Raw genomic sequence first — 23,535 nt, forward strand, 5'->3', positions numbered from 1 at the left:
CCTATGTTTCAAAAAGCATTATGGGTGCATACCTACAAACAAAGTAAATATATTATTTGGCTATTTTGGTTAGTAAGTTTTTATGTACTATCATATAAATACTATTTAGCAGCTGCCGAGCAATTAAAATATTTTCATGAACATAATGAATGGAAATATATATACCGATATAATTATCAACTTTCACTTCCCGATGCTATTATGGTTCAAGGAGGACTCCTTATTATATTAGCCTGCATTCTTATTGGATGGGAACGTCAAAATCAATCAAGTGACATTTTATGGTCTATGCCATTTAAACGAACACATCTCTTCATAACGAAATGGCTTTTTGGTGTGTGTAATATTGTAGCTATCGTTATACTAAATTGGGGACTTTTTGCTATTATGAAAAAGACAACCTTTCATAATAAGTATCAAATATTTTCACCATTTCATACTTACTTCTTGTACATGGTTATCATCTTAATTGCTATCTATACACTTGCATTATGCATAGGAACAATTGCTGGTAATATAATTTCACAAGGATTCTTCAGTGTTGCTATACTTGGATTCCCTTTTATTTTGCCGACTCTAATTGCCGGAGCTATTTCTATTCATACGGTTGGACTTACTTCCAATCATACCGTCTATACGGAGGAAAATGTAGATCGTTACGGTTCAGGAATAGAAAAAATGAGTATTTTAGCGCCAGTTCGCGGATTCAATATTAATTTTAATTACGATCCTCAACGTGCTTATACTGATCAACAAGGCGTACGTCATGATGAACCTAATTTTACATATATTCCTTCAGCAACAAAACTTACCGGTCCAATCGCAAATATGCTTATTCTATTCCCTTTAGGAATGTACTTATATACAAGATCACCTAATGAACAAAACGGAAACTTTCTATTATATCCGAAGCTTAAAACACTATGTATGATATGTTGTGTAATCTTTATTGGAATGTTTGGAGGAATGGCAGCGGGCGGAAGTCGTTCTATCTTAAATTATTATATTGGTTTTATAGGGACCAGTACGATAGTCTACCTACTATTATCTCGCTTATTAAAATTTAAATTTTCTTGGCGTGTGAAATAACCTCCTCTTTAAGAGGAGGTTATTTTAAATTCTCTCTCCTATCCCCATACACCATCTCTTCTTTCATTCCAAATCCATCACCATTTTGCACAATTTGCTCTGTCGGGGCAACTACACTTTCGGCAATTTTCCATTCCCCACGCTCTTTTACGAATACTTGTAGAAAATAGTTCATGCCATCTAATTGATATGCATTTTCTTTTTTCACATTATAGTGAATCGCAATGTAGTACACTTGAATGTTTTCTTTCCCTATTTTTGAGACGTATTGCGATAGTCTCGGTATATAAAGTGCTGCTTTCTGAAAAGATAGTTGCTTCGCTTTAACAAGCGATGAACTTGTTACATTACGTAATGTGTCCCGATTACGAATATTATCGCTATGGTGGAATAATACTGCGTTTTGCATAGAACGAACCCATAATTTCGAATATAAGACTGTATTATCATTTTCAATGTACTTCACTTCTTTTCGCACTACTTGGATAGGCGTATCTGCGTACGTGAATGTTTGAAAACAGAAAAAACCACCAAATAAAATGGTAAGTGCAGCAATATATTTCATAATCTTTCCTCCGATCTTTTAATTAAAGTATCGGAGTTTCAAAATATTTTTATTCAAAAGAAAAAGGATAGGAATGCTTTCGCTTCCTATCCTCATTTATTATAATACGCGGCCAAATAGTTCTAAGACCATTTCTATTTCTTGGTCGCTCCAACCTTTAAATCTCTCTTTATAATATTCTTTACGCACAGCTTCAAGTTTTTCAGTTACTTCTCTTCCGTGCTCTGTAATTTCTAAGTACACGATTCGACGATCTGAATTAGAACGTTTTCTTTCTACTAATCCTTTTCGTACGAGACGATCTGTAACAGCTGTAATATGACTGGAGGTTACGTTTACTTCACTCGCAATTTGCGAAGCCATCTGTGGACTGTTTAAAAATAACGCACGTAATACAGAAAATTCATTATATGGCATATGTTCTGCAAAACGTGTATTAATATCATTTTGTAATAAACGTATCATTTTTCGAAATGATGCAGATAAATCTAAAATCAGCGTTTCTCTTTTTTCGTTCAATAGCCTCGTCCCTTTTTTATCATATTTACACATATTATAATCTATAAATACCTATGTTGTATATGCTTTCTTTCCTCAACATTCTCATTTATGTAACTTTTTTCATATAAATTTCTTTTTTGTTCACACATATACATATAAAAAGGATGGTGATGGAAAATGCAGGGTGGAATGAATCCTTATTTACACAACGTACGCACTGCTAATACTGGTAAAGAAGCTACTATTACTGTACAAGGAGAAGGTGTTGTAAAAGCAAAACCGAATGTTGTTATATTAACACTCGGCATTCGAACAGATGATAAAAATGTAAAACAGGCTCAAGAAGAAAATGCAGTGCAATCCAAACAATTGCTGGATGCACTTAAACAGCTTGGTATTGCCGATAAAGATATAGAGACGATTTCTTATACAATTACTCCTCAATACGAATATGTAAATGATAAAGCATTGCTGCAAGGATACCGCGTGGAGCATTTGTATGAAATTACCGTTTTAAATGTACAAAAAGCTGGGGAAGTATATGATATAGCCGTTTCAAATGGTGCAAATGTAGCAAAAGGTTTACGTTTCCGAGTATCTCATCCAAATAAATATTATGAGCAAGCTCTCATTCAAGCTCTGCACCAAGCAGTAGAAAAAGCTCGTGCTATTGCGAGTACATATAATTTAAATATTAATCCTGTTCCCCTCTCATTCGTTGAAGAATCTGCCCAATTACCAAGGGAGGTTACGTCTTATGCTACTTTACATGCGCAAGCAGCTCCACCCATTCAATCGGGAGAGTTAGAAATTATTTCAACAATACGGGCAATTTTTACGTATTTATAAATAATTTCATTTATAAGTAAACGTTATCATTTTCCTTGTTGTAAAAACATGATGTTCTGATATAATAAAGGACGGTGAGCTCTTACGAAAGAGATATCACGGGTGGGAGAGGGATATGAAAAAGAAGGTTTAACATGAAAGGAATACTTGAAAGAACATTTAAATTAGGTTTACACGAAACATCACCAAAACAAGAAGTTTTAGCTGGAGTTACGTCATTTTTCACGATCGTATATATTATGATTGTAAATGCATCAATTTTATCCGATGCTGGCATTCCTCTTGAAGCTGGAATTTTAGCAACTGTTTTCAGTTCATTTGTCGGATGTCTACTCATGGCATTTTGGGCAAATGCACCTGCTATTCTTGTCCCTGGTATGGGTGTAAATGCATTCTTCACGTACACAGCTGTGCATACGCTTGGACTAACTTGGCAAGAAGCATTGGCTGCTGTCTTTATCTCTGGTATTATTTTTGCAATTGCCGCTTTTACACCAATCGCTCGCGTGCTATCAGTATCAATTCCAAAGTCATTAAAGGAAGCAATTACTGTCGGCATCGGATTATTTTTAGCGTTTATCGGATTGCAAAAAGGTGGCTTAGTCGTTTCGAACCCAAATACTGCTGTTGCAATGGGTAAATTAAGTAACCCTGTCGTTCTTGCGACCGTGCTTACTCTTATCGTTGCACTTGTACTATTTATTCGTAACGTACGTGGAAACTTTTTATGGACGATTGCAATAGGAACTGGTATTGCATGGCTATTTGGCCTTGTTGATACAAGTCAAATCGGAAATAGTTCATTCTCATTCGCTAATTACGGCGATGTGTTTGGAGCTATGTCATTTGGCAAACTTTCTTCCTTACCGTTTTGGATTGCAACATTCTCCTTAAGCATGGTGCTTATTTTTGAGAACATGGGACTTCTGCACGGTTTATTAGAAGATGACCGTAAATTCCCACGTGCTTACCAAGCCAATGCAATTTCAGCAATGACATGTGGTCTATTTGGCACAAGCCCTACCGTATCAACAGTAGAGAGTGCCGCAGGTATTACTGCAGGCGGAAAGACAGGTCTGACGTCTATCGTTACGGGGTTGTTATTCTTTGCATCATTGTTTGCACTTCCGTTTGTCAAACTAATTCCTGATAGTGCCATTGCACCAATCTTAATTATTATTGGCGGCCTGATGATTACAAGCATTCAGCAAATTCCTCTGAACGATTTTTCAGAAGGATTTCCAGCGTTCTTAATTATCGTCATGATCCCGCTCACATATAGTATCGCTGATGGCATTGCGTTCGGATTTATTGCTTACCCTATCTTAAAAGTTGCTCTTGGAAAGCGTAAAGAAGTCGCACCATCTATGTATATCATTACATGCTTATTCTTAGCTATGTTTGTATTACATGCTATTGGTTGAAAAAAAACACCGAGGAAATCCTCGGTGTTTTTTTACTTAAACCATCCTTTTTTATAAAACCAGGCCATCATTCCGCCGCCAATTAATGCCATTAGAAGAAGACAAATAAAATAACTATATTGTCCACCAAGCTCTGGCATATGCGTAAAGTTCATTCCATATACTCCCGCAATAAATGTTAATGGCATGAAAATAGTCGAGAATACAGTTAATGTTTTCATAATGTTATTCATATGATGTGAGTTTAATGAAAAATAACTATCCCGAATATCCGCCGTTAACTCTCGACTTGCCTCAATCATTTCCGTAAGTTTAAGTAAATGATCATGTATATCTTTAAAATAAATCTCATGATCACTTATACCGTAAAAACGAGTGGAATTCAAAATACGATACAATAAATCACGCATTGGAATAATTGTACGTCTTAACTTAGATAAATCTGCCCTAATATCAAATACTTCTTCTAGTACGGCTCCTGCTGTCTCACCTGTTAAATTATCATCAATCGCATTTAAATGATCTTCAATGTAATATACAGGTGCGAAATAATCATCTACAATTTGATCAGTGATCGTATGTGCTACATGTAAAGGTCCTTTCTTAATCCGCCTCTTCTCACCAAGTGTTTTCCACACTCTTTCAATTGCATTATTATGAGAAAAATGGAAAGAAACAATATAGCGATCACTAACAAACAAATCAATTTCATGTGGTTCTAGCCCATCTTCTCCAAACGCGTGAAGAACTAAAAAGTTATATCCATCATAAAAATCAACTTTTGGCCTCTGTACGTATTCTAGACAGTCTTCAATTGCAAGGGGATGGAACTTAAAATGGTCTTGCAGAATATATGTATACTCTTCTTTCGTTGGCTTATATAAATCTAGCCAATACCATACAATATGGTCTTTCTTTGTTTCTTCTAGAGAAACATCATATAATACTTCATCTGTTTTTGTTACTGCACAAATTCTAATCATAATTTCACCCATTATTATTATAAACAAAAAATAGTAAAAAAAGCCAAGGAGAAATCTCCTCAGCTTTTTTTATTACTTCGTTACGATACCGTGTACTAAAGTTGGTGCATCTACGTGTTCTTTAGAGATCTTCATGTTCTCATAAATTTTCGCTTTTACATCTTCAACATTTTCGCGGTTTGCGTAAATTGTAACGAGAGATTCACCTTGCTTCACGCTATCGCCTACTTTTTTGCGCAGCATTAGACCAACTGCTAAATCAATTTCAGACTCTTTCGTTGCACGTCCTGCTCCTAAAAGCATTGCTGCTGTTCCGATTTCGTCTGCAACGATTTCTGATACATATCCGTCTTCTTTCGCTTCCACTTCAATTTTAAATTGTGCTTGTGGCAATTTAGAAGGGTCATCAACAACAGATGCGTCACCGCCTTGCGCTGATAAGAACGTTTTAAATGATTCTAGCGCTTTTCCGTTGTTCATTACTTCAATTAGCTTTTCACGTGCATCTTCTAAAGATGAAGCTTGTCCAGCAAGGTACACCATTTGACTTCCAAGTGTTAAACATAGCTCTTCTAAATCTTTCGGCCCTTTACCTTGTAATGTATCAATTGCTTCTTGAACTTCTAATGCGTTACCGATAGCTTCACCGAGTGGTTGACTCATATCAGAAATAACTGCCATCGTATTACGACCAACGTTATTACCGATACGTACCATTGCTTCTGCTAAACGTTTTGCATCTTCATCCGTTTTCATAAATGCACCTGCTCCAGTTTTTACATCAAGAACAATTGCATCTGCACCAGCAGCAATTTTTTTACTCATAATCGAACTTGCAATAAGCGGAATTGAGTTTACTGTTGCTGTTACATCACGAAGTGCATATAGCTTTTTATCAGCAGGTGTTAAGTTACCACTTTGGCCGATAACAGCGATTTTGTTTTCATTTACAAGACGCATGAATTCATCGTTTTCAATTTCCACATGGAATCCTGGAACTGCTTCTAATTTATCAATTGTACCACCAGTATGTCCTAAACCGCGTCCAGACATTTTCGCTACTGGTACATCTAAAGCAGCTACTAATGGACCTAATACAAGTGTCGTTGTATCACCAACACCACCTGTTGAATGCTTATCTACTTTTACACCTTCAATAGCCGATAAGTCGATTGTATCACCGCTATTTACCATTGCCATCGTTAAATCAGCACGCTCTTGATCGTTCATATCTTGGAAGAAAATTGCCATTGCAAGTGAACTTACTTGATAATCAGGAATATCACCATTCGTATATCCTTCAACAATAAAGTTAATTTCTTCTGTCGTTAATGCATGTCCGTCACGTTTTTTTGCAATTAGGTCCACCATTCTCATTGTGAAGTCACCCCTTCATTTGTTTTACGATTGCTTTTACTAATGCTAAGAAGTTAGCTTTAACACGTTCTGTCGTTTCAATTACTTCATCATGGTGAAGTGGTTGATCTAAAATACCAGCTGCCATATTTGAAATACAAGAAATACCTAATACTTTCATACCAGCGTGACGCGCTACAATTACTTCAGGTACTGTTGACATACCAACTGCATCTCCGCCAAGTGTACGAAGCATACGAATTTCAGCAGGTGTTTCATATACAGGACCTGTCATTCCTACGTATACACCTTCTTGTACTTTAATATTTAAGTCTGCTGCAACTTGTTTCGCCATTTCGCGAAGTTCTACTGTATATGATGTAGACATATCAGGGAAACGTACGCCCATTTCAGAATCATTCGGTCCGATTAATGGATTCGTACCCATGAAGTTAATGTGGTCTGAAATTAACATAAGATCGCCTGGCTCAAATGATGTATTTACACCACCAGCTGCGTTTGTTACAACTACTGTTTCTACACCTAGTTCTTTCATAACACGAACTGGGAATGTTACTTTTTGCATGTCGTATCCTTCATAGAAGTGGAAACGTCCTTGCATTGCTACTACTGTTACACCTTGAAGTGTACCAAATACTAGTTGACCTGCATGGCCTTCTACAGTTGATACTGGGAATTCAGGGATTTCACTGTAAGGTACTGTTACTGCATTCTCAATTTCGTCTGCTAATACACCTAGTCCTGATCCAAGGATTAGTCCTACTTGTGGTGTCTCTTGAAATTTCTCTTTTAAGTATGAAGCTGATTTTGTAATAAGTTCACGATTCATTTGTTTATCCCCCTATTTCTTTAGCTCGTTTAAGAAGCTTGTTCCGTATTCTGGCATTTTCACACCGAAGTTTTCTGCTACTGTTGCACCAATATCAGCAAATGTTTGACGAAGTGGTAACTCTTGTCCGCCTTCTTTCATGCTTGGGCTATATGCTAATAATGGTACATATTCACGTGTATGGTCAGTACCAGGGTGAATTGGATCATTACCGTGGTCTGCTGTAATTAATAATAGATCATCTTCTTTTAGTTTTGCGAATACTTCTGGAAGACGTGCATCATATTCTTGCAGAGCTTCTCCGTATCCTTGTGGATCACGGCGGTGGCCGAATAATGCATCAAAGTCAACTAAGTTTAAGAAGCTAAGACCTGTAAAGTCCATATTTAATGTATCTACAAGCTTATCCATTCCATCCATGTTAGACTTCGTACGAAGTGATTCAGTTACCCCTTCACCATCATAAATATCAGAGATTTTACCAATAGCAATTACATCGTAGTCACTATCTTTTAATTCGTTCATTACTGTACGGCCGAATGGTTTTAATGCATAGTCATGACGATTTGGTGTACGTGTAAAGTTTCCAGGTTCACCAACGAATGGACGAGCAATAACACGACCTACCATGTATTTCTCATCTAATGTTAATTCACGTGCAATTTTACAGATTTTATATAACTCATCAAGTGGCACTACTTCTTCGTGTGCTGCAATTTGCAATACGCTATCAGCAGAAGTATAAACGATTAAAGAGCCTGTTTCCATTTGCTCTTGACCAAGTTCATCAAGAATCTCAGTTCCAGAAGCTGGCTTATTACCGATAATTTTACGGCCTGTTTTTTCTTCTAATTCATCAAGTAATTCTTTCGGAAATCCTTCTGGGAACACTTGGAATGGTGTATCAATGTAAAGGCCCATGATTTCCCAGTGACCTGTCATTGTATCTTTACCAGTAGATTTCTCTTGCATTTTTGTGTAATATCCAAGTGGTTTCTCTACTTTAGAGATACCTTTCATTTCTCGAATGTTACCAAGACCTAATTTCACCATGTTAGGCATTTGTAACCCATTCATATGTTCAGCAATGTGACCAATTGTGTCAGATCCTAGATCACCAAATTGCTCAGCATCTGGTGCTTCACCGATTCCCACAGAGTCCATTACGACTAGGAATATACGTTTATATTTATTCATAACTGCGACCTCCTATAAGTTCAGTTCTACTTCTTGTAGTATGTTCAAAACGCTATAAAGTGAAACTGTTATCCAAAAGAATTCTCATTGTCAAACAGTACTTCTTTAAATCATTTTCTAACCTATTTCGTTTACTTGAAACGATTCAAAAACATTTCTAGTTTTTTCTAAGTCAGATGTCAGACATCTGATACTGATATCATAACATGTTTACGCTTTCTTTTTAATACATTTTCGTAGAATTTCTCATTTTCTTCACACTTCTATTGTAATCCATTCTGCAACGAAGTGCTAATTTTTTTATGATTTATTTCTTCATATTAAAAATAAAAAGTAGCTCTAAAGAGCTACTTTTTATTTTACTTCTATTGTTTCTTCTTTATGTTCATGCAATTCGCCTTTTCTTACATGTACTTTCACTTTGTAAGCACCGTTCTCTTTGAAAGTATGTTTCGTTTCATACTCTCCTTTATTCCCTTCTTTCGCTGGAATAAATTCGTGTTTTTCAACACCATCTTTCCAAATCTCTAGTTGTACTTCAGCACCAGTTAATGCTTCTTCTCTTTGCTTTAAATGAACTTTCATTGTAGATTCAGCATTTGCCTTTATGTCTCCAGCCATAAGATGGATCATTGTGTCACTTTTATGATCTCCATGTCCTGCACTGTGATCACTATTTTCTTTTTTCGCATCTTCTACTTTCGCATTTCCTACAGCAACTTTCACTTCTGGCATAACGTGCATTTCACGTGCATTTGTGTGAGCAATAATATGGTATACTCCATCCGTTTCGAATGTTTTCTCTACTGCATAAACACCTTTTCCTTTATGCTTACCATCTAACATCTCGTGCTTTTCGTCGCCATCTTTCCAAATTTCAAACTTTACATCATCGGCATCCGTTACTTTTTCTTTCCCTTGTGTAACAAGTGCTTGTACTTCTGTTTTTTCACCTGGTTTAATTTCTTTCGGATTTGTTTGGACTGCTACTTTTACAGCTTCAAGTTTCTGTTCTTTTTTCGGTTCTTCTTTGTTTGTATTACAGCCAGCCAACGCTAGCATCGCGATAAATAAAGTTATAATCAGTTTTTTCATCATCATTTCCTCCTCGTATATTAATATTTAAGCCCTATTACAGGCTTAGATTTTCTTCTTAATAAGAGCCCTATAAATAAAAATACTTGGACGTCTCAAGATATTTCTAGATAATGATTGTAGGATCATTTGGGACAATTCTTTCACCTCCTGTGGATTTACCACATTTGAAGAGTGTTTCTCAGTGAACGTGCGGGACTCCCTACTCGCAGGCTGAGCAGCCTGCCCCTCGAACCTAGATGATAGTAGCTCTAGGGCGGCTTTCGATTCAGGACTAGCTCTCATACACGAGGTTGTTGGTCGGCGTACACACTAGAGATATCTCGAGACGTCCAAGAAATGATTCTAATATAGAAGGGAGGTCTCTTACATGAGATTATTTGTTGGTTTAGATGTAAGTTCGTTTGATATGAAAGTTTGCTTTTTAAATGGTGATGGAGAAAAACTGGATTCTTTTTCGGTCAGTAATGACCTACCAGGAGCTACTACACTCAAAGAAAAATTATTACAGTGTGTTGCAGGGAAAGAGGTCGACATCCTTAAGATTGGCCTAGAATCCACCTCTGTTTACAGCTTTCATCCTTCTATGTTTCTTCACCATGATATAGATTTACAGCGTTTTGGAGCAAAAGTATTTCTCCTAAACCCAAAGCAAGTCGCAAATTTTAAGAAAAGCTATTCTGACATGAATAAAACCGATGAGATTGATGCCTATGTCATTGCTGATTACTTACGATTTGGCCGCAATCAAATGTCTATCGTAAAAGAAAGCCAGTACGTGGCACTGCAGCAATTAACTCGATCACGATACCAACTTGTCAAAATGTTAACGAAAGAAAAACAACACTTTCTTCAACACCTAAGTTTTAAATGTAATACATTTTCACAAGAGGTGGATACTTCCGTATTTGGTAGCGCCATGACAGAACTATTTCTTGAAAAATTCAGCTTAGAGGAACTAGCTAATATGCCTTTAGAAGAACTCGCTGAGTTCCTACAGGAAAAAAGTCGAAACCGTTTTGGTGATCCAAAATGCGTAGCAGCATCCATTCAAAAAGCTGTGAAAGCTTCTTATCGCTTGGATAAGGTTGTAGAAGATTCAATAGATGTCATCTTAGGTACATCCATCGCAGTCATTCGTACGTTTCAACAGCAAATCAAGGAATTAGAAAAGTCTATTAAAAAAATCATGGCTGGTTTGACCCAAACACTTGAATCTATTCCTGGAGTAGGTCCTGTTTTCGCTGCCGGTATCATTGCTGAAATTGGCCAAATCGAAAGATTTGACGATGAAACAAAAATAGCCAAATACGCTGGATTATACTGGCGAAAGCACCAATCTGGTCGTTTTACAGCTGAAGATACTTCATTATCCCGTACAGGTAATCATTACTTGCGTTATTACTTAGTTGAAGCCGCCAATTCAGTAAGAAAGCATGTATCAGATTATCAAGAGTATTACGTGAAAAAATATAATGAAGTACCAAAACATCAACACAAACGTGCACTCGTTCTAACCGCAAGAAAATTTGTGCGATTGGTGGATGCGCTACTACGTAGCCACCAACTTTTTACGCCTGGAAGGTGTGTGAAAGAATGACATAAATTTTTGTCATCGCTACCTTTCATTATTTTCCAGTAAATTACATTCGTTACTGGTTTAGTTTCGTGATGCCTTTTTTAAACAAATTGACCTTTGGCAACTTTAAACTTTGTTATTTCTCAGTTGACATACTACCGCAGGTCTTTATACTTTATTTAGTATAGAGGAAATACATTGTAATATTCCAGTCTTCTGCTGAAAACAATATACGAAATGTTTGTGAAGTTTCTGTGAAACTGTCTTTCCCTCTTAATCTATGAAAAAAAGAGCATAGTAACTATGCTCTCGGATGAAACTGTTTATATACATCTTTTAATCTAGTTTTTGAAACGTGCGTATAGATTTGCGTCGTTGAAATATCTGCATGTCCAAGCATTTCTTGTACAGCACGTAAATCTGCTCCATTTTCTAATAAGTGCGTAGCAAACGAATGACGCAACGTATGAGGTGTAAGCTCTTTTTCAATGTTTGCTTCTTTCGCTAATCGTTTTAATATTTTCCAAAATCCTTGTCTTGATAATCGATTACCATGATGGTTTAAAAAGAGTGCATCTACTACTTTTTTCCCCATTAATTCTCTTCTTCCTTTTTCAATATACTTTTGAATCGCTTCCGTTGCTAAACTTCCTAGTGGAATAATTCTTTCTTTATTCCCTTTCCCTATGCAACGAACAAATCCCATCGTTAAATGTACATCTTCCAAATTGAGTGCAATCAATTCTGAAACACGAAGTCCTGTCGCATACAGTAACTCTAGCATCGCCTTATCACGAATACCAAAAGCACTTGTCATTTTTGGTGTTTGAAGTAACGCCTCTACTTCATCAACTGATAATACTTTTGGTAATTTCCGTTCCCCTTGTGGCGTTTCAATATGTACGGATGGGTCGTGTTCTACCGCTCGTTCACGAAGTAAAAATTGGTGGAACGAACGAATTGATGCGATATGACGCGCCAATGTTTTCGAAGATTTTCCGTTCTCTTTTAAATACTGCAAAAAGTTAACAATGTGTAAACGGGTCACTTCATGAAAAGTTTTCGTCTGTTCCACATTTTGCAAATACTTTACGTAGCTTTTTAAATCCCGTTCATACGATACTACTGTATTCTTTGCTAATCCTTTTTCGACAACCATATAATGAATAAAATCTTTTAATTGATCTTCCACTCTACACTACTCCCCATTTTCATAGAAAAACATCATTCTATTTACGAAAGCATCCTTTGCCGGTTCTTCATTCCCTGATACTTTTTCTACAGTCTCTTCTTTAGGTTTTTCATAACGATGATAGCTTTCATATTCTTCATTTATCCATAGTATAGCGAAATAAAACAAAATCGTACAACTTGTAAATAATAAAAATACTTTTATTCCATCAAAAGTTAATTTTAAAGCTCGGCGCATTGTAAATTCCTCCAAAATATAAGTTATTACAACATATGCCAAGCTTTCACCAATTTATACCTTATTCAAATAAAAAACCTCTTCCTAGATAAATAGGAAAAGGTTATTTTTCATCCGTTTCATTTTCTTGACAATTTTTACAAATCCCATGGAATGTTAAACGATGATCTTTCACCTTAAAGCTCCAGTCTCGTTCTACTTTCCTTTCCACTTCACCAAGTAAATCTTCTTGTATTTCTTGTACAGCACCACATTGTGTACAAATCAAATGATGGTGGAAACGCTGCGCACCTTCTTGGCGTAAGTCATAGCGTGAAACACCGTCTCCGAAGTTAATCTTATCGACAACTTTTAACTCAGATAATAGTTCTAAAGTTCGATAGACGGTTGCTAATCCGATCTCTGGCGACTTTTCTTTTACAAGGAGGTAAACATCTTCTGCGCTTAAATGATCTTCTTCATTTTCTAGCAGCACACGAACTGTTGCTTCACGTTGCGGTGTTAATTTGTAGCTCGCTGCATGTAATTGCTTCTTAATTCGTTCAATTCTTTCTTCCATTCGGTACTACTCCCTCCTCGCCACTCTTACACCATTATATCAGAAGAAGGGCTTCTGTCAAAAGAAAAAACAATAAAAACAAATTGATAATTATTCTCAAAAAGTATTTATTTTTTATTAATAGCCTCAACGACTTCTTTCATTAAAACTGGTGATGCGTAAGCCTCCACACTAGAAGCAAGTGCTAACACCACTCCAATTACGAGAAAGAAGCATGTATAACGGATTAATAATGGTAATAGTGGCTCGGTTATTTTTCTAATAAATTGATGCCTAATCATCCGTAAAGAAAAACTTGCAGCAATGGTTGTCATAACGAGAAAGACTGGAATGATAATTAAATTTTGTGGCAAAACAGATACAAATGCTAATAATAGTCCATTCCATCCATGCTGACTTACTAAAAAACCAACTGTAAATCCAACGACAACTCCTTTTACAAATAATAAAATAAAAATAAGTGGTAATCCAATAATTGAAATTCCTAAAATCCAAATAAATCCGATGTATTTTAATTGCGAAAAGTAACTTTCTCGAAACATTTCGCCCGCAATGGCAAATTCTCCTTTAGAGACTTGTCCAAAAAAACGTTGTAAATAAAATGATAAATCTTGTTTTTGATTGATTTGTAAACTATTCACGAGAATGGCTCCGAATATTACTCCCATCAATAATAAAACAGCGTTAAATATATATAATGAAGAGTTTTCCTGTATGTGAGACATTACACGGTCTTGCCAATTTTTTCGCCACATTTTTCTTCCCTCCGTTCACACTCTTATTAAAAATGTATGAAAGAAAGAAAAAAGTATGACGAATTAACATTGAAATTCCGCTCTACTTTGCTAAACTAAAAAGTAGAGAATAGGAGGGATTTCTCTTGAAACCATTATTATTAGATTTTCCAACATTATTTCAAACTGAACGCTTGCAAGTTCGTAAACCATTTCCAGGTGATGGTGCAGAAGTATATGAAGCAATCCAAGCTTCTCTAGAAGACTTAGTACCGTGGATACCAATTAACACTGAAACAGAAGAGAGTGCTGAAGAAATTGTTCGCGAAGCTCACGGACAGTTTTTACTTCGTGAAACACTTGATTTTCACTTATACGATAAAGTATCTGGTACATTCATCGGAGCAATTACACTAAAGCCTGAAAACTGGGATATTCCAAAGTTTTCACTTCACTTCTGGCTACATAGTGCCTATACAAAACAAGGCTATATGACCGAAGCTGTTAAAGGTGCAATTCAGTTCGCCTTTGATAAACTAGGCGCTAGAAGAATTGAAATTCGTACTGATGCAACAAATATAAATGCATGTAGCTTAGCAGAACGTCTAGAATTCATTCTAGAAGGGACAATGGAAAATGACTTCCTAGCACCAGATGGTAGCTTACGTGATGCACGTGTATATGCAAAAATCAATTAAAAAACACTCGCCTTTGGCGAGTGTTTATTTTTGTAGTTGTAAATATTGTACTGCAAACATCGTCTTCGCATCATGAATACGAAGATCTTTCATAAGAGTAATCGCTTCTTCTAACGATACTTCCATTAATTCCACAAACTCATCTTCATCTAACTCAGCTTTATTTTCTTTTCTTGTCAAACCTGTCGCTTTATATACATATAAAATTTCATCTGCGAATCCTGGAGATGTATAGAAAGAAGTAATGAGCTCCATATTTTCACATACATATCCTGTTTCCTCTTCTAATTCACGAACTGCTGTTACCTCAGGTTTTTCACCAGGTTCTAACTTGCCAGCCGGAATTTCTATAATCGCCTTTTCAAGTGCTTTACGATACTGCTCAACAAGCACAATTTTCCCCTCATCAGTAATAGCAATAATAGCAACTGCACCAGGGTGATTTACAATTTCACGTTTACTCATTGCTCCATTTGGTAATACTACATCATCAACACGAACTTTTATAACTCTACCATCAAAAATTGGCTCAGTTTTTACTGTTCTCTCTGCAAGATTACTCATACTACTTCATCTCCCTGTTCTATTTCCTATTCTTTCCTCATACATTTTACCACATTGAAAGGAGCGTGATAGAAATGAAAGTTTATATTTTACCAAATCGCGTCACTTTAGTCGGAAAAGCATGGCAAATTCGCCATAAGCTAAAGCAATATAGCAAAGAGTATACAACTGTACAAGAGTGGATTACAGCAAATAAAGTGAAACATTAATCATGCTTTTACGGGCAGTTAATGCGAAGCGGAAAGTAAACGTTTGTCAACCTCTTTTCCCTCTCGTACAATAAAGGTAAGGAGGTTGACCTATGAAAAAACGTCAATTAGGAAACTCAGATTTGTTTGTTACAGAAATGGGCCTTGGCTGTATGTCTCTCGGTACATCTGAAACAGAAGCTATGCATATTATCGATGAAGCAATCGATTTAGGAATTAATTTTTTTGATACAGCAGATTTATATGATTACGGATTAAATGAAGAATTTGTTGGAAAAGCCTTGAAGGGAAGAAGAGACCAAATTGTACTTACAACGAAGGTTGGAAATCGTTGGACAGAAGAAAAAAATGGCTGGTCTTGGGATCCTTCTAAAGCTTACATAAAGACTGAAGTAAAGGAAAGTTTACGTAGACTTCAAACTGATTATATTGACCTTTACCAACTTCATGGCGGAACAATTGAAGATCCAATAGATGAAACAATTGAAGCTTTTGAAGAATTGAAAAAGGAAGGTATTATTCGCCATTACGGTATTTCTTCTATACGCCCAAATGTCGTTCGTGAATATGCAAAACGCTCAAACATCGTTAGTGTACTAATGGAATATAACCTTTTAAATCGTCGTCCAGAAGAATGGTTCCCCCTTCTAAATGAACACCAAATTAGCGTCATTGCCCGCGGGCCACTTGCAAAAGGAATTTTAACTGACAATAATGCAAGAAAGATAGAAAGAGTAAAGGAAAAGGATTATCTCTCTTATTCTTACGATGAATTACATGCAACTCTAGCAAGTGTAAAAGAAATGATTGGAGCACGCTCTTTAACAGGAACAGCTATTCAATATTGCTTACATAATAAGACTGTTGCAGCTGTTATACCTGGTGCAAGCTCTCTTCAACAATTACAGGAAAATATACGAGCTAGTCAACAGTTACCTTTAACGAAAGAAGAATATATACAACTTCAAAAGATTGTTAAATATGACACATATGCTTTGCATCGTTAAAAATATCGAATTACCGATAAAACAGAAGACTGTCTCCAGTATTAGGAGACAGTCTTTTTTATAACGTATCATATTTATCAGGATTCGTTCCTACATGTAAATCACGATTCAACGTGTTAATTTGACGTATCTCTTCTTCAGTTAGTGCAAAATCAGAAATAGTAAAGTTTTCTTTAATACGAGATGGTGTAACAGATTTAGGAATTGTAACAATCCCGCTTTGAATATCCCACCTTAATATAACTTGTGCAGGTGTTTTTTCATATTTGTTAGCAATAGCCTGAATGATTGGATGCTGGAATACTTCTCCGCCCCTCATTAACGGACTCCATGCTTCCATTTGAATTTGCTCATCTTGACAATAATTTCGCAACTCAAATTGCGTCAACATCGGATGAAGTTCCACTTGGTTTACCATCGGCTTCACTTTGCAATTTGGTAATAATAGTTCTAAATGATGTTTATGAAAATTAGAAACACCAATCGCACGCACTTTACCTTCTTCATACAATTTCTCTAAAGCTCGGTACGTATCAACATACTTCCCTCTTACCGGCCAATGTATTAAATATAAATCTACATAGTCCATTTGTAATTTTTTCAAACTCTTTTCAAACGCCTCGAGTGTCTCCTCATATCCTTGATCGTCGTTCCATACTTTTGTTGTAATAAATATATCTTCTCTTGGAATTCCTGATTCACGTATCGCCTCTCCGACACCGCTTTCATTTTCATATACAGTTGCTGTATCAATCGAACGGTATCCAACTTCTAACGCTGTTTTTACTGCTTGCTTTACTTCGTCTCCTTCTTTCGCTTTATATACGCCTAGACCAATCATCGGCATTTTCACGCCATTATGAAGTGTAGTTGTTGGAATATGCACAGTCGTCTCCCTTTCATTGTTACATTTTTTATAAGCCACAATTTTATTTCAACAAGATTCATCCCAAAAGTCAAAACATACGTACAGTTTACATAACACTTTTATATAGCTAAAAAATAGCGTGAACTCATTCATTCACGTTATTTTTTCTCCATTCTTTCGCTTTTTCATCCACATTGCGCACAAACTCATTTTTTCCTTCCGTATATAACGCGCCATCATATGTATACTTTTCGGCTAATTCTTTCTTTAAGGTTGCATATGCCTCTGCTTCTTCACAATGAGCCATCATATAATCACGAAATGCTAAATGCCTTACTATCTCTGGATTTCCTTTTTCAAACACGTGTAAATGATACGAGCGTTTTTCTTCAGTTCCATGAATAAAATATCGGCGTCTTGAAATACCATTTTCCCCTTTTACGATGTAACCAAGCTCTATAAATCGTTCATTCCACCCATCTACTCTTTCGATATTTTCTACTTCCATGATCATATCAATAATAGGTTTAGCTGCCAGTCCGGGAACTGACGTACTTCCAATATGATAAATTTTTACCGTTTCTGGCATCGCTGATTTTAATCTTTTAGCCTCCATTTGAAATTTTTCACTCCAATGGTTTTCATGTGGAACAACGACAATTTTTCTCATTCTAACTCCCCTTTTCTTACAAGCTCGTCAAAAAATGATCAGTGGTATTTCACTAATCATTTTTTTATTATTTAAAGTCTTTCCAAGTAAGGTTACTTTCACTTAGCAGTTCTTCAAATGATTTATTCTTTTCACGTTCTTTTTGTTCTTGGCGCTTTCTTTCCAGTTCAGCTGCCTCTTTTTCCTCTTCCCTCACTTGCAACTCTTTCTTCTTACTCTTTAATTGTTGCATGAGTGAATCATTTAATTGATCGCCTAATGTAAGTGTTTCTTTCTTTGGTTGATTCACTTGTGATTGTCTTTGCATTTGTCTTTGTTTCTTTTTCTTCATGCTACTCACCTTTTACTTTTTTCTCCATTATAGTAGATACACAATGAAATCGACAATAAAAAAGGGTCTTTACTCTATTATTCACTTTTTGTAAATATGTTAATTTTTCGAAAAGACTAAATTTTTATGTAGCTATAATCCTATGAATCTATTAAAATTATGTCGTATGATGTCAGATTATAAAAAAGGAGAATTATATTATGTGGAAAAAAATTATTCCTGCCGTTGCTGTTTTAAGCACCATTACTTTTTCAAGCGTATTTGCCGCTCCCCCATCTCAGAATCCAGCTGAACAAAACCGCTACATAGACGTACAAATGCTTGGTATTAATGATCTCCATGGACAACTAGATACTGTTAAAAAAATCAATAATAAAGAAGCTGGTGGCGCTGATTACTTAGCTACTTATTTAAAAGAACATAAAAAACAAAACCCTAATACACTTCTCGTACATGCTGGTGATATCGTCGGAGCTAGTCCACCAGTTTCAGCATTATTACAAGATGAACCGACGATTGAATTTTTAAATGACTTAAAATTTGATGTCGGTACAATCGGGAACCATGAATTTGATGAAGGCATTGATGAAATGAAACGCCTCATTTACGGTGGATATCATGAAAAAACAGGAAATTTCAAAGGGGCTAACTTCCCCTATGTAGCTGCTAATTTCTATAACAAATCAACTGGCCGCTTATTTTTACCACCATTTACCGTAAAAATGGTAGATGGTGTTCCTGTAGGATTCATTGGGGTTGTTACAACTGATACACCAAATGTCGTTATGCCTACGATGCTTAACAATGTACAAATTACTGATGAAGTAGAAGCAATTAATAAATCAACACAACAATTAAAACGCCTCGGCGTTAAATCTATCGTCGTTCTTGCTCATGTCGGTGGAACAACCGATGAGTCTGGGGTAACAAATGGCGATCTTACTCGAATTGCAAATGAAACAGACCCAGAAGTTGATGTTATTTTCGGTGGACATAGTCATACGTATGTAAATGGTACAGTAAATAATAAACTAATTGTCCAAGCAAATTCATACGGAATGGCTTTCTCAGACGTCGATGTAACAATTGATCGTAAAACAAAGGATATTGTAAAGAAAAAAGCTGAAGTTATTACAACGTATCATGAAGGTGTAGAACCTGATAAACAAGTAAAGAAAAAACTAGATCAATATAAAGAAAAAATCGCACCACTTGTAAATGAAGTGGTCGGAAAATCTACAGCACCTATCGACCGTAAACAAAATGATGCTGGTGAGTCCACTCTTGGAAATTTAGTTGCCGATGCTCAGCGTCAAACGATGCAAACTCAAATCTCCCTCATGAATCCTGGTGGCATTCGTAATGACTTAGATGCTGGTGATATTACGTGGGGTGAGTTATACGGCATTCAACCTTTTGGAAATCAATTGATTAAAGTAGATTTAACAGGTCAAGACATTCGCGATATTTTAAATCAGCAATGGCAAAAAGGAACAACAAGAATGCTTCAAATTTCAGGTATTCAATATACGTGGGATGCAAATAAACCAAACGGTGAAAAAGTTACAAATATACGTTTAACAAACGGAGAAGAATTATCTCCATCTACAACGTATAGCGTAGTTGCAAATGCCTTCTTAGCTTCTGGCGGTGATGGATTCGTATCATTTAAAAATGGTAAAAATGCAGAAACTGGGCCAAACGACTTTGAAGCGTTAGTCAATTACGTAAAACAATTAAAAGAACCAATTCAGCCAGTTATTGATGGAAGAATTCAAAAAGTAAATTAAGTGTTTCTCTAATAATAAATTTCATTTTTCACGTATAAAGGATTTGTACTGATCCTCTATTTTATACGTAATATACATCATAAAAAGGATACTCGTTCTTCTAATGAACACAGTATCCTTTTCTTTAATTATCAAAATGTGATGTTTTGTCAACTTCATATTGCTGTAAAAATTGTTGCAACGCCTCTTCTACAAGTTTAGATTTTTGAATTCCTTTCGATTCTGATATAAGGTCCAATCTTGCTAATATTTCTGTATTAATAGAAAAGGTCCGTCTCTTTTTCTCTGTACTTTTACTCACAATTGGTGCAATTACTTCTTCTCTTTTTCTTAATAACTCATAAATGCTTTGTAATTGCTCATAAATTAATAATTGATAATCTGTTTTCTCATATTGAAGGGCGGTCGCTTCTTGGAGTTGTAAGTGACGTGGTTCTTCTCCATCTCCTACAAAAATACGTTTCTTCTGCTCTCCATCATATTCGTATCCAATCAATCTTAATTTCTTCGATAATGTATACGGGCTTATTTCAAGACGTTTTGCTATAATAGCGATGGATTCACGTCTATTTAAACCATCTATAATTTCTCCAATCGTCACAATTTCCCTCCTCCCGTGTTGAAATGACACTAGTATGGTATGTTACAATGATTTTCTAACAGTATATGCAAAATGAATAGCCTGTGCGATTCATACGATTTCACAAAAGGAGGTTTTCAATATGCTTTTTCGTAGCTACACCCCTCAGTTCTATAACGAAAACAAACAACTCATTCCTAATAGTATCGCTACGATAGAAAGCGTTATGATTAATAATCGAAAACAAACTCTCCTTATGCGTGGACAAAACGTAGAGCAACCTATTTTATTATGCTGTCACGGCGGACCTGGGATGGCACAAATCGGATTTATTCGCCATTTTCAAAAAGAATTAGAGAAGCAATTTATTGTTATTAATTGGGATCAGCGCGGAGCTGGTAAATCCTTTTCAATGAAAGATTTCGGAGCAAATTTCACAATCGAACAATTCGTTTCCGATGCAAAAGAAGTGATTCAATATGTACTTAAAAAGTTCAACAAACAAAAACTATTTCTCGCTGGTCATTCTTGGGGAAGTATTATTGGGCTTAACATAGCACATCAATATCCAAAGTATATCGAGGCTTACATCGGTATTGGGCAAATTGTACATATGAAACAAAATGAAGAATTGCTATATCAACATTTAATTCATTCTGCAAAAAAACATGATCATAAAAAAGCATTAGCTTCCCTTTTAAAATTAGGCAAACCACCATTTTTAGATACGAGACGTCTCATTATTCAAAGAAAGTGGCTTGGCACATTTGGAGGCGCAATCCAAAACGGATCTTCCTTTTCTTTCATACGAAAAGGTTTCTTTTCTCCCGAATATACGCTATTAGATTGGTTCAAGTTTCTCGCAGGAAATTTAAAATCTGGCATTTTATGGGAAGAAATGCTGACAATCGATTTCTTTTCTTCTATCTCAAGTTTATCTATTCCAGTTTATTTTTGTTCTGGTCGCTATGATTATCAAACTCCTTATGCACTCGTTCAGGAATATTGCGATATTATTGAAGCGCCTATAAAAAAGATGATTTGGTTCCCAAATTCAGCACATTCTCCTGATTTAGAAGAACCAGAATTATTCGCTAATTCTTTACAATCAATTAAACAAGAGCTAGCTTTTCAGCATTAGTAACAAAAGGCTCTTTTACATTTCATAGAAAACATTTTATAATAATATGTCGCAAGTATGTATAAACATAGCAAAATGTTTCATATTTACTTGTCTTAACAGAATAAAAATTTAGGGAGATTACATTTATTATGAACGCTGTACTCGTCGCAGTAGCAATTATGCTATTGCTTAGTTTGTTACGTGTCCAGGTCATTGTCGCCATCATTGTTGGAGCTTTAACAGGCGGACTTATCGGCGGACTCGGTATTTCAGAAACGATTAACACTTTTACAACTGGTCTTGGAAACAGTGCTCCAATCGCTTTAAGTTATGCAATGCTTGGTGGTTTCGCTATTTCCCTTTCCAAAACAGGACTTCCAGATGCTATGATTCAAACTGCATTAAAATGGATTGGCAATGAACAAGACACGAAAAAACAAGTTTATTCTAAAATACTTATTTTATTCATTATTTTAACGATGGCTTGTTTCTCACAAAATGTGATTCCTGTTCACATTGCTTTCATCCCCATCTTAATTCCAGCACTTTTAAAAGTATTAAATGAGCTGAGAGTGGATCGCAGACTTGTCACATGTATTATTACATTTGGATTGATTACTCCTTATATGTGGATCCCTGCAGGGTTCGGAAAAATTTATCATGACGTATTGCAAACCAACGCTGCGCAAAGCGGCCTTACATTTGATGTCACACTTATTCCAAAAGCAATGACTATTCCAGCAATTGGTATGATTATTGGATTATGTGTAGCGGTATTCATTACGTACCGAAAACCTCGTACGTATGAAACAGAACAAATTCATACTACCGAAAATGAAATCGTTCCCTATACAAAACGTAGCATTACTTTCGGGTTATTATCTATCATTGCTACATTAACTGTTCAATTAACAACAGAATCAATGATTTTCGGTGCTTTAGCAGGTATTATCGTCTTATCAGTTAGTGGCAGTCTACCACTTAAAGAAGCAGATGCGATATTAACAAGCGGAATGCGTATGATGTCCTTTATTGGCTTTGTTATGATTGCTGCCGCTGGATTCGGCGCTGTTCTTCGAAAAACAGGACATGTTGAATCTCTGGTGCAAACGAGTGCACATATAATTGGAAATAACAAACCACTCGCTGCATTTCTTATGCTCGTTATTGGACTTCTCGTTACGATGGGAATTGGTTCATCCTTTTCAACCATCCCTATCTTAACAACCATTTTTGTACCTCTTTGCATTCAGCTTGGATTTAGTCCAATGGCCACAATTGCAATTATCGGTACAGCCGGAGCACTAGGTGACGCAGGATCTCCAGCATCGGATAGTACCCTTGGACCAACATCCGGTTTAAATGCTGATGGTCAGCACCATCATATATGGGATACATGTGTACCCACTTTTCTACATTACAATATACCGTTACTTATATTTGGCTTTATTGCCGCAATTACATTATAAAAAGGTGCGTATAAAA

26 protein-coding genes are annotated in these 23,535 nt (G+C 36.0%); 10 read left to right on the forward strand and 16 right to left on the reverse strand.

Going from position 1 to position 23,535, the window contains the following annotated elements; all coding sequences use genetic code 11:
- Positions 1 to 3 precede the first annotated feature (3 nt).
- The gene (locus MHH55_RS14455) at positions 4 to 1,089 is read left to right on the forward strand and encodes an acetoin ABC transporter permease (RefSeq protein WP_078186414.1); all 1,086 of its coding nucleotides are present in this window, start codon (positions 4 to 6) and stop codon (positions 1,087 to 1,089) included.
- A 19-nt stretch (positions 1,090 to 1,108) separates the two neighbouring features.
- Here MHH55_RS14455 and MHH55_RS14460 read toward each other — a convergent pair whose 3' ends face one another.
- Together MHH55_RS14460 and MHH55_RS14465 are read right to left on the reverse strand one after the other, a co-directional pair.
- A complete protein-coding gene (locus tag MHH55_RS14460) occupies positions 1,109 to 1,654 on the reverse strand; it encodes a hypothetical protein (protein WP_033696439.1) in 546 nt (181 codons plus the stop codon).
- A gap of 99 nt (positions 1,655 to 1,753) precedes the next feature.
- Entirely contained in the window at positions 1,754 to 2,173 is a 420-nt protein-coding gene (locus MHH55_RS14465; RefSeq protein ID WP_001003307.1) for a MarR family winged helix-turn-helix transcriptional regulator, read from the reverse strand.
- Positions 2,174 to 2,332: 159 nt separating this feature from the next.
- Between MHH55_RS14465 and MHH55_RS14470 the strand changes: the two genes are divergently transcribed.
- Together MHH55_RS14470 and MHH55_RS14475 are read left to right on the forward strand one after the other, a co-directional pair.
- A complete protein-coding gene (locus MHH55_RS14470) occupies positions 2,333 to 3,004 on the forward strand; it encodes an SIMPL domain-containing protein (protein ID WP_001161449.1) in 672 nt (223 codons plus the stop codon).
- 134 nt (positions 3,005 to 3,138) lie between these two features.
- Positions 3,139 to 4,428, forward strand: coding sequence for an NCS2 family permease (locus MHH55_RS14475; protein ID WP_000676248.1), 1,290 nt, complete (start codon positions 3,139 to 3,141; stop codon positions 4,426 to 4,428).
- A 32-nt stretch (positions 4,429 to 4,460) separates the two neighbouring features.
- On the opposite strand, the gene corA is transcribed toward MHH55_RS14475, so the two are convergent.
- From corA to MHH55_RS14500, 5 genes are all read right to left on the reverse strand, one after another.
- Positions 4,461 to 5,423 (reverse strand): magnesium/cobalt transporter CorA, encoded by a 963-nt coding sequence (corA, locus tag MHH55_RS14480; RefSeq protein ID WP_002026281.1) that lies wholly within the window; start codon positions 5,421 to 5,423, stop codon positions 4,461 to 4,463.
- A 60-nt stretch (positions 5,424 to 5,483) separates the two neighbouring features.
- On the reverse strand, positions 5,484 to 6,788 hold the full coding sequence (locus MHH55_RS14485; RefSeq protein WP_001243069.1) for a pyrimidine-nucleoside phosphorylase: 1,305 nt from the start codon (positions 6,786 to 6,788) through the stop codon (positions 5,484 to 5,486).
- Between the two features lie 7 nt (positions 6,789 to 6,795).
- The gene (locus tag MHH55_RS14490) at positions 6,796 to 7,617 is read right to left on the reverse strand and encodes a purine-nucleoside phosphorylase (protein ID WP_001078446.1); all 822 of its coding nucleotides are present in this window, start codon (positions 7,615 to 7,617) and stop codon (positions 6,796 to 6,798) included.
- A 12-nt stretch (positions 7,618 to 7,629) separates the two neighbouring features.
- A complete protein-coding gene (deoB, locus tag MHH55_RS14495) occupies positions 7,630 to 8,814 on the reverse strand; it encodes a phosphopentomutase (protein ID WP_001046079.1) in 1,185 nt (394 codons plus the stop codon).
- Between the two features lie 354 nt (positions 8,815 to 9,168).
- Entirely contained in the window at positions 9,169 to 9,909 is a 741-nt protein-coding gene (locus MHH55_RS14500) for a FixH family protein (protein ID WP_000733457.1), read from the reverse strand.
- 370 nt (positions 9,910 to 10,279) lie between these two features.
- On the opposite strand from MHH55_RS14500, the gene MHH55_RS14505 reads away from it, so the two are divergent.
- Entirely contained in the window at positions 10,280 to 11,509 is a 1,230-nt protein-coding gene (locus tag MHH55_RS14505; RefSeq protein WP_340880302.1) for an IS110 family transposase, read from the forward strand.
- A gap of 280 nt (positions 11,510 to 11,789) precedes the next feature.
- Here MHH55_RS14505 and xerD read toward each other — a convergent pair whose 3' ends face one another.
- The 4 genes from xerD to spoIIM form a co-directional block, all read right to left on the reverse strand.
- The gene (xerD, locus tag MHH55_RS14510) at positions 11,790 to 12,680 is read right to left on the reverse strand and encodes a site-specific tyrosine recombinase XerD (RefSeq protein ID WP_000390088.1); all 891 of its coding nucleotides are present in this window, start codon (positions 12,678 to 12,680) and stop codon (positions 11,790 to 11,792) included.
- A gap of 6 nt (positions 12,681 to 12,686) precedes the next feature.
- Positions 12,687 to 12,917 carry a YqzK family protein gene (locus tag MHH55_RS14515; RefSeq protein ID WP_001250432.1) on the reverse strand — a complete coding sequence of 77 codons (231 nt, stop codon included), beginning with the start codon at positions 12,915 to 12,917 and terminating at the stop codon, positions 12,687 to 12,689.
- Positions 12,918 to 13,020: 103 nt separating this feature from the next.
- Complete coding sequence (fur, locus tag MHH55_RS14520) at positions 13,021 to 13,476, reverse strand: ferric iron uptake transcriptional regulator (RefSeq protein ID WP_000392657.1); 456 nt, start codon at positions 13,474 to 13,476, stop codon at positions 13,021 to 13,023.
- Between the two features lie 107 nt (positions 13,477 to 13,583).
- Entirely contained in the window at positions 13,584 to 14,201 is a 618-nt protein-coding gene (spoIIM, locus tag MHH55_RS14525) for a stage II sporulation protein M (protein ID WP_013142149.1), read from the reverse strand.
- 155 nt (positions 14,202 to 14,356) lie between these two features.
- On the opposite strand from spoIIM, the gene MHH55_RS14530 reads away from it, so the two are divergent.
- Positions 14,357 to 14,908, forward strand: a complete 552-nt coding sequence (locus MHH55_RS14530; RefSeq protein ID WP_078186897.1) for a GNAT family N-acetyltransferase — start codon at positions 14,357 to 14,359, stop codon at positions 14,906 to 14,908.
- 24 nt (positions 14,909 to 14,932) lie between these two features.
- Here MHH55_RS14530 and MHH55_RS14535 read toward each other — a convergent pair whose 3' ends face one another.
- Positions 14,933 to 15,472, reverse strand: coding sequence for an NUDIX hydrolase (locus MHH55_RS14535; RefSeq protein WP_000067042.1), 540 nt, complete (start codon positions 15,470 to 15,472; stop codon positions 14,933 to 14,935).
- 74 nt (positions 15,473 to 15,546) lie between these two features.
- On the opposite strand from MHH55_RS14535, the gene mciZ reads away from it, so the two are divergent.
- Positions 15,547 to 15,681, forward strand: a complete 135-nt coding sequence (gene mciZ / locus MHH55_RS14540) for a Z-ring formation inhibitor MciZ (RefSeq protein WP_000870302.1) — start codon at positions 15,547 to 15,549, stop codon at positions 15,679 to 15,681.
- A 92-nt stretch (positions 15,682 to 15,773) separates the two neighbouring features.
- Positions 15,774 to 16,688: an aldo/keto reductase gene (locus MHH55_RS14545; protein ID WP_000747209.1), complete on the forward strand. Its 915-nt coding sequence runs from the start codon at positions 15,774 to 15,776 to the stop codon at positions 16,686 to 16,688.
- A 58-nt stretch (positions 16,689 to 16,746) separates the two neighbouring features.
- Here the strand turns inward: MHH55_RS14545 and MHH55_RS14550 are convergent, their stop codons facing one another.
- The 3 genes from MHH55_RS14550 to MHH55_RS14560 all read right to left on the reverse strand — a co-directional run bounded on the left by MHH55_RS14550 (position 16,747) and on the right by MHH55_RS14560 (position 18,557).
- Complete coding sequence (locus MHH55_RS14550) at positions 16,747 to 17,574, reverse strand: aldo/keto reductase (protein WP_000547993.1); 828 nt, start codon at positions 17,572 to 17,574, stop codon at positions 16,747 to 16,749.
- 127 nt (positions 17,575 to 17,701) lie between these two features.
- Positions 17,702 to 18,226, reverse strand: a complete 525-nt coding sequence (locus tag MHH55_RS14555; RefSeq protein ID WP_001227190.1) for a GrpB family protein — start codon at positions 18,224 to 18,226, stop codon at positions 17,702 to 17,704.
- A gap of 67 nt (positions 18,227 to 18,293) precedes the next feature.
- Complete coding sequence (locus tag MHH55_RS14560; protein WP_000727561.1) at positions 18,294 to 18,557, reverse strand: YqkE family protein; 264 nt, start codon at positions 18,555 to 18,557, stop codon at positions 18,294 to 18,296.
- A gap of 200 nt (positions 18,558 to 18,757) precedes the next feature.
- Between MHH55_RS14560 and MHH55_RS14565 the strand changes: the two genes are divergently transcribed.
- A complete protein-coding gene (locus tag MHH55_RS14565) occupies positions 18,758 to 20,347 on the forward strand; it encodes a bifunctional metallophosphatase/5'-nucleotidase (protein WP_000265550.1) in 1,590 nt (529 codons plus the stop codon).
- Positions 20,348 to 20,471: 124 nt separating this feature from the next.
- Here MHH55_RS14565 and MHH55_RS14570 read toward each other — a convergent pair whose 3' ends face one another.
- Positions 20,472 to 20,948 (reverse strand): ribbon-helix-helix domain-containing protein, encoded by a 477-nt coding sequence (locus MHH55_RS14570; RefSeq protein ID WP_000151931.1) that lies wholly within the window; start codon positions 20,946 to 20,948, stop codon positions 20,472 to 20,474.
- Positions 20,949 to 21,069: 121 nt separating this feature from the next.
- On the opposite strand from MHH55_RS14570, the gene MHH55_RS14575 reads away from it, so the two are divergent.
- Both MHH55_RS14575 and MHH55_RS14580 read left to right on the forward strand, forming a co-directional pair.
- Positions 21,070 to 22,068 carry an alpha/beta fold hydrolase gene (locus MHH55_RS14575; protein WP_000898969.1) on the forward strand — a complete coding sequence of 333 codons (999 nt, stop codon included), beginning with the start codon at positions 21,070 to 21,072 and terminating at the stop codon, positions 22,066 to 22,068.
- A 131-nt stretch (positions 22,069 to 22,199) separates the two neighbouring features.
- On the forward strand, positions 22,200 to 23,519 hold the full coding sequence (locus tag MHH55_RS14580) for a Na+/H+ antiporter family protein (RefSeq protein ID WP_000994817.1): 1,320 nt from the start codon (positions 22,200 to 22,202) through the stop codon (positions 23,517 to 23,519).
- Positions 23,520 to 23,535: the final 16 nt, after the last annotated feature.

Origin of the sequence: Bacillus sp. FSL K6-2944, from assembly GCF_038005385.1 — a bacterium.
GTDB lineage: Bacteria > Bacillota > Bacilli > Bacillales > Bacillaceae_G > Bacillus_A > Bacillus_A cereus.